7 protein-coding genes are annotated in these 5,113 nt (G+C 73.0%); 2 read left to right on the top strand and 5 right to left on the bottom strand.

What is annotated here, in order from left to right:
• The coding region (locus ACJ73U_RS38760) for an amidase (protein WP_407782756.1) at positions 1 to 824 on the bottom strand (824 nt) is incomplete at its 3' end.
• Positions 821 to 1,120 carry an Asp-tRNA(Asn)/Glu-tRNA(Gln) amidotransferase subunit GatC gene (gatC, locus tag ACJ73U_RS38755; protein ID WP_407782755.1) on the bottom strand — a complete coding sequence of 100 codons (300 nt, stop codon included), beginning with the start codon at positions 1,118 to 1,120 and terminating at the stop codon, positions 821 to 823. The genes gatC and ACJ73U_RS38760, both read right to left, overlap by 4 nt.
• Before the next feature lie 187 nt (positions 1,121 to 1,307).
• Between gatC and ACJ73U_RS38750 the strand changes: the two genes are divergently transcribed.
• A complete protein-coding gene (locus tag ACJ73U_RS38750; RefSeq protein ID WP_407782757.1) occupies positions 1,308 to 1,961 on the top strand; it encodes an amino acid-binding protein in 654 nt (217 codons plus the stop codon).
• Here ACJ73U_RS38750 and ACJ73U_RS38745 read toward each other — a convergent pair.
• Together ACJ73U_RS38745 and ACJ73U_RS38740 are read right to left on the bottom strand one after the other, a co-directional pair.
• Positions 1,958 to 2,377, bottom strand: a complete 420-nt coding sequence (locus ACJ73U_RS38745) for a hypothetical protein (RefSeq protein WP_407782754.1) — start codon at positions 2,375 to 2,377, stop codon at positions 1,958 to 1,960. The two genes, ACJ73U_RS38750 and ACJ73U_RS38745, sit on opposite strands and share 4 nt — an antisense overlap.
• Before the next feature lie 175 nt (positions 2,378 to 2,552).
• Positions 2,553 to 3,116 (bottom strand): class I SAM-dependent methyltransferase, encoded by a 564-nt coding sequence (locus ACJ73U_RS38740; RefSeq protein WP_407782753.1) that lies wholly within the window; start codon positions 3,114 to 3,116, stop codon positions 2,553 to 2,555.
• Positions 3,117 to 3,171: 55 nt separating this feature from the next.
• Here ACJ73U_RS38740 and ACJ73U_RS38735 point away from each other — a divergent pair, with 55 nt between their 5' ends.
• Positions 3,172 to 3,933, top strand: coding sequence for an AraC family transcriptional regulator (locus ACJ73U_RS38735; protein ID WP_407782752.1), 762 nt, complete (start codon positions 3,172 to 3,174; stop codon positions 3,931 to 3,933).
• Between the two features lie 196 nt (positions 3,934 to 4,129).
• Here the strand turns inward: ACJ73U_RS38735 and ACJ73U_RS38730 are convergent.
• A partial coding sequence (locus ACJ73U_RS38730; RefSeq protein WP_407782751.1) for a sensor histidine kinase occupies positions 4,130 to 5,113 on the bottom strand: 984 nt, incomplete at its 5' end.

Genomic DNA, 5,113 nt, shown 5'->3' with positions numbered 1-5,113 from the left:
CCGCGGAACTCCTCGACCACGCCGATCCGCACACCCGACAGGTCACCGCGGGCGCCCTCGCGAGCGGCGGCGACGACCGGCGGGACGGCGGCGGCGATGGACGTCGAGTCGAGGGGGTCGTGACCGCCGATCACCTCGTGCAGCAGGGCCGCGTCGAGCACGGTCCGCGCGCACGGCCCGCCCTGGTCGAGCGACGAGGAGAACGCGACGAGGCCGTACCGGGACACGCCGCCGTAGGTGGGCTTGACCCCGACCGTGCCGGTGACCGAGGCAGGCTGGCGGATCGAGCCGCCGGTGTCGGTGCCGATGGCCAGCGGCGAGAAGAACGCGGCGAGCGAGGCGGACGAGCCGCCGCCCGAGCCGCCGGGGATGCGGTCGAGGTCCCACGGGTTGCGGGTGGGGCCGAACGCGGAGTTCTCGGTGGAGGAGCCCATGGCGAACTCGTCCATGTTCGTCTTGCCGAGGATGACGATGCCGGCCTCGAGGAGCTTGCGGGTGACCGTCGCGTCGTACGGCGGGATCCAGTTCTCCAGGATCTTCGAGCCGCACGTGGTCGGCAGGCCGGACATCGTGAAGACGTCCTTGAGCGCCAGCGGCACACCCGCCAGCGGCGACGCGGGCTCGCGACCGCCGGCCACCTCCTCGTCGACGGCGCGGGCGGCGGTCAGCGCGCCCTCTGTGTCGACGTGCAGGAACGCGTTGACGGTCTTGTCCATCGCGGCGATCCGGTCCAGGTGGGCCTGCGCGACCTCGACGGCCGAGACCTCCTTCTTCTGGATCTTCTCGGCCAGCTCGGCGGCGGTGAGATGTGTCAACTCATTCATGCTTCTTCTCCCAGAATCCGCGGTACCCGGAACCTGCCGTCCTCCACGGCCGGTGCGCCGGCCAGGGCCTGCTGCTGTGTGAGGCCGGGACGCACGAGGTCGTCACGGAACACGTTGGTCAGCGGCACGGCGTGCGAGGTCGGCGGGATGTCGTCGGCCGCGACCTCACCGACCCGCGCCACCGACTGGAGGATGACGTCCAGCTGACCTGCGAACGTGTCCAGTTCGTCGTCGGTGACGGCTAGCCTGGCGAGGCGAGCGAGGTGGGCAACCTCGTCGCGGGAGATGTTGGGCACGGGAGAGCTCCTATCTGTGTGCGCCGAGTTTATTTGTGGTCCGTGTTGACACACGAACGGGTTATCCAGGTGGCAAGCTGGGCGTAGCACCTGGTCGTCCCGGGGAATGGACGGCCGGGCCGGTCGGCTGCCGACGTCTGGGACAATCGTCGGCCGGCATGCACCTACGTTGCGGGAGGCGTTCGCGTTGTCCTTCCTGATCCGGGTTCAGCTCCCGGACGTTCCGGGAGCGCTCGGGGCGGTCGCGACCGCTCTCGGGGGAATCGGGGCCGACATACTGTCCGTGGACGTCGTGGAACGGAGCGACGGCACGGCCGTCGACGACCTCGTGGTCGAGCTGCCGAAGGGCCGCCTGCCCGACGTCCTGATCACCGCCGCGGAATCGGTCCAGGACGTCGAGGTGGACGCCGTGCGACCGTACGCGGGTGTGCTGGACACGCACCGCGAGTTAGAGCTGGTGGAGGAGGTGGCCGCGCAGCCGGACGAGGGCCTCGCCATCTTCACCGAGGGCGTGCCGAGGATCGTCCGCGCCGGGTGGGCCATGGTCGTCGGCCCGGAGGACGGGGCCGCGAAGACGGTGTGCGCCTCCACGGCCGCGCCGCAGCTCAAGACGCTCGACCTGCCGTTCCTGCCGCTCGCGCGCGCGACCGTGCTGGACGGCGAGGAGGACTGGGTGCCCGAGACCTGGAAGGAGCTGGGCACCGAGCTGGCCGCCACGCCGCTGGGGAAGCCGGAGCGGGTGCTGCTCGTGGGGCGTCCGGGCGGCCCGCAGTTCCGCGCGGCCGAGGTGGCGAGGCTCGCCCACCTGGCCGGGATCATCGCGGTGGTGCTGTCCGGCTAACGGCCCCAGAGCCAGAGGGCCAGGTAGAAGAAGAACACCCGCAGCGGCAGCGGGACGTCACCCGGCAGGTCGGCGTGCGCGGTCGTGGCGCCGTCCTGCTCGACGGCGCCGACCGGGTGGCCACCGCTGTGCAGCTCCCAGGCGGAGTCCCAGGCCCGCACGAACTCCCACCGGCCCGCCGCGGAGCTGATCGTCCACTCCAGGCGGTCGCGTTCGCCGTCCGCGGTCGCGACGTAGCCGGCCGGTCCGGTGAGCGTGACCCGCGTCCGCCCCTCGTGGAACACCCGGAAGTGCTGCCCCGCGACGACGAACCGGCAGCCGCGCGAGCCGAGCTCGGCGAGCGTCGCGACCCGGTGACCGGCCTCGCTGATGGCGAAGGCGGGCTTGCGGAACCCCCGCCGCGTGGCACGCAACATGACTTCATTGAAACAACAACGACCGGTCCGATCGGGCGGAACGCCGCTCAGTCGTCCAGTTGGCGTAGCCGCGGGTGGTCGCCATAGGTGGTGGCGAGGGCCGTGCGCCGCCGCGCATCAACCATCCAGGCGACACCAGGCCGCGAACAGGCGCACCACCTCCCCCGGGGGCCGGTCACACGGTGGCACGGAAGCGGATCGAGCGGTTGCCGGTGTCCACCGTCGTGTGGTCGAAGCCCGCGCCGGTGAGGCGGTCCGGGAGGGTGCCGGGGTTGACCGGTACGCACGTGTCGCCGATGTGGATGAGGCGGAAGCGCAGGCTGGTCCTGCTGTCCGTGCCCGCGAAGACGCCGCCCGGGCGGAGTACCCGCCGGGCCTCGGCGAAGAGCCGGTTCTGCTGCTCCGGCGAGGGCACGTGGTGCAGCATCGTGAAGCAGACGACCGTGTCGAAGGAGCCGTCGGGGAACGGGAGGGCGGTGGCGTCGGCCTCGCGGATGTCGACCTCGCCGTCGAACTGACCGCGCAGGCCGGCCGCCAGGTCCGGGTCCAGCTCGACGGCGGTGAGGCGGCCGCCGTGCTCGGCCAGCCAGCGGGTCGTGATGCCGTAGCCGGGGCCGAGTTCGAGCACGTCGCCGTCGAGCCGCAGGTCGCCGACGGCCCACGGCAGCTTCCGCGTGCGCATCGACTCGGCCCACTCGTCGGACTGGCAGATCCTGCGGTGAATCGCGTTCATCGGCATGGGACCGACGCTACGGGTGGGTCGGGCCGGCCGAAACCACGTAGTCTGTCACCCGATGTCGCGTTACGGTCATCCGGTCGAGTGGGTCGAGCCGCCGCTGGGCGTCGCGCTCGTGGGGCGGTTCGCGGTGGGGCGCGGCACCCGGTACCGCACGCACACCCACCCCACCCACCAGCTCGTCTGGGCCCGCAGCGGGGTCGTCACCGTGGGCGTCGGCGACACTACGTGGGTGCTGCCGCCCAGCCGGGCGTTGTTCGTCCCGGCCGAGGTGGCCCACACGACCGCGGGTGCCTCGGTCGCCGACCTGCACAGCCTCTACCTGCGGCCCAAGCGGTGCCCGCCGCTGTGGTCGGCGCCGACGGTGCTGGCCGCGTCGCCGATGTTCGCCGCGCTCGTCGGGCACCTCAGCAGTGCGTTGCCGGCCGACGCGCGGAGCCGGGCCGAGGCCGTGCTGTTCGACGTGCTCACCCCCGCGCCGGTCGCGTCCAGCGAGCTGACCTGGCCGCGGGACGACCGGGCCCGCCGGGTGGCCGACGCACTGGTGGCCGACCCGGCCGACGGGCGCGACGCGGCGGCCTGGGCCCGCGAGGTGGGCGCCAGTGAGCGCACGCTGTCCCGGCTGTTCGTGGCCGAGACCGGGGTCGGCTTCGGGCGGTGGCGGACCCGGCTGCGGGTCCGCACGGCGCTGGAGCTGCTGGCCGCGGGCACTCCCGTGACGGTGGTGGGCCGGCAGGTCGGGTACCGGACCGCGAGCGCGTTCACCGCCGCGTTCCGCCGTGAGGTGGGCGTCACGCCCTCGCGGTGCTTCAGCTCCTGACGCGGGGCTGACGCCCGGAACGGTCGCGGGTGACCAGTCCCGCGGTCAGCGCGGCCGGTGCAGCAGCCGGTCGACGAGCGAGTCGACGTACTCGGGCGTGCGGCCCCCGTACCGAAGAGGGTGCGGATTCGGTGCGGAACGTCCCACTCGCGGCCTTCCTCGGCCGCGAGTGGGACGTGCCGGTGCCGTGAGGTCGTCAGGCGGACGCCGGGAACGAGACGGTGACCACCAGGCCGCCCTCCGGGCGGGCGGCCGCAGTCAGGGTCGCGCGGTGGGCGTCGGCCACCGCGCGGACTATCGACAGGCCGAGGCCCAGCCCCTGCTCGCTGCTGCGGGCTCGGCCGTTCGCGCGGTGGAACGGCTCGAACAGCGCCGCCACGACGGGCGGCGGCAGCACCGCGCCGCTGTTGGCCACCGTGAGTACCGCGCGGCCGGCGAAGAGCCCGGTGTGGACGGACAGCCAGCCGCCCGGTCCGTTGTGCCGCACCGCGTTGTCGATCAGGTTCACCGCCAGTCGCTCGATCAGGGCGCGGTCGCCGAGGGTGGGCGCCGCCGTGAGGTCGGCCCGCACGGTCAGGCCGCGGTCGGCCGTGCCGTCCAGCGCGTCCTGTGCCGCGGTGGCCAGGTCCGCCGGTTCGGCGGCGATCGCCAGGTGTTGGCTGCGGGTCAGCGTCAGCAACCCGTCCACCAGCTGTTCCGCCCGGCTCATCGCGCCGTTCACGTCGGCCGCCATCCGTTCCAGCTGCTCGGGTGAGCGCTCCGGTTTGGCCAACGTCACGTCGATCGCGGTGCGGGCGACGGCCAGCGGGGTGCGCAGCTCGTGCGACGCGTTCGCCACGAACCGGCGCTGCGCGTCGAACGCGTGCTCCAGCCGGGCCAGCATGTCGTCGAACGTGTCGGCCAGCTCGGTGATCTCGTCGCGACGGCCCGGCAGTGCCAGCCGTTCGCCCAGCTGGTGCTCCGACGCCCGCCTCGCGGCGGCGGTGATCGCGCCGACCGGCCGCAGCGCGCGCCTGGCCACCAGCCATCCGGCCAGCATGGACAGCGGCACCAGCACGGCCAGCGCCAGCAGCGACCCGACCACCAGCGTCCGAAGGGCGTCGGACCGCAATGCCTCACCAGACGTGGTGTTCGCCTCGACCAGCTGGTCCTTGATGTTGTGCATGTCCTTTTCCTGCTG

It is taken from the genome of Actinophytocola sp., from assembly GCF_045807065.1.
GTDB lineage: Bacteria > Actinomycetota > Actinomycetes > Mycobacteriales > Pseudonocardiaceae > Actinophytocola.
This window is presented reverse-complemented; position numbering and strand designations above follow the sequence as displayed.

Bases quoted from the DNA above. Each gene is read 5' to 3' on its own strand.
- ACJ73U_RS38745 (WP_407782754.1), bottom strand. From the start codon at position 2,377: ATGTTGCGTGCCACGCGGCGGGGGTTCCGCAAGCCCGCCTTCGCCATC.
- ACJ73U_RS38740 (WP_407782753.1), bottom strand. From the start codon at position 3,116: ATGCCGATGAACGCGATTCACCGCAGGATCTGCCAGTCCGACGAGTGG.
- ACJ73U_RS38735 (WP_407782752.1), top strand. From the start codon at position 3,172: ATGTCGCGTTACGGTCATCCGGTCGAGTGGGTCGAGCCGCCGCTGGGC.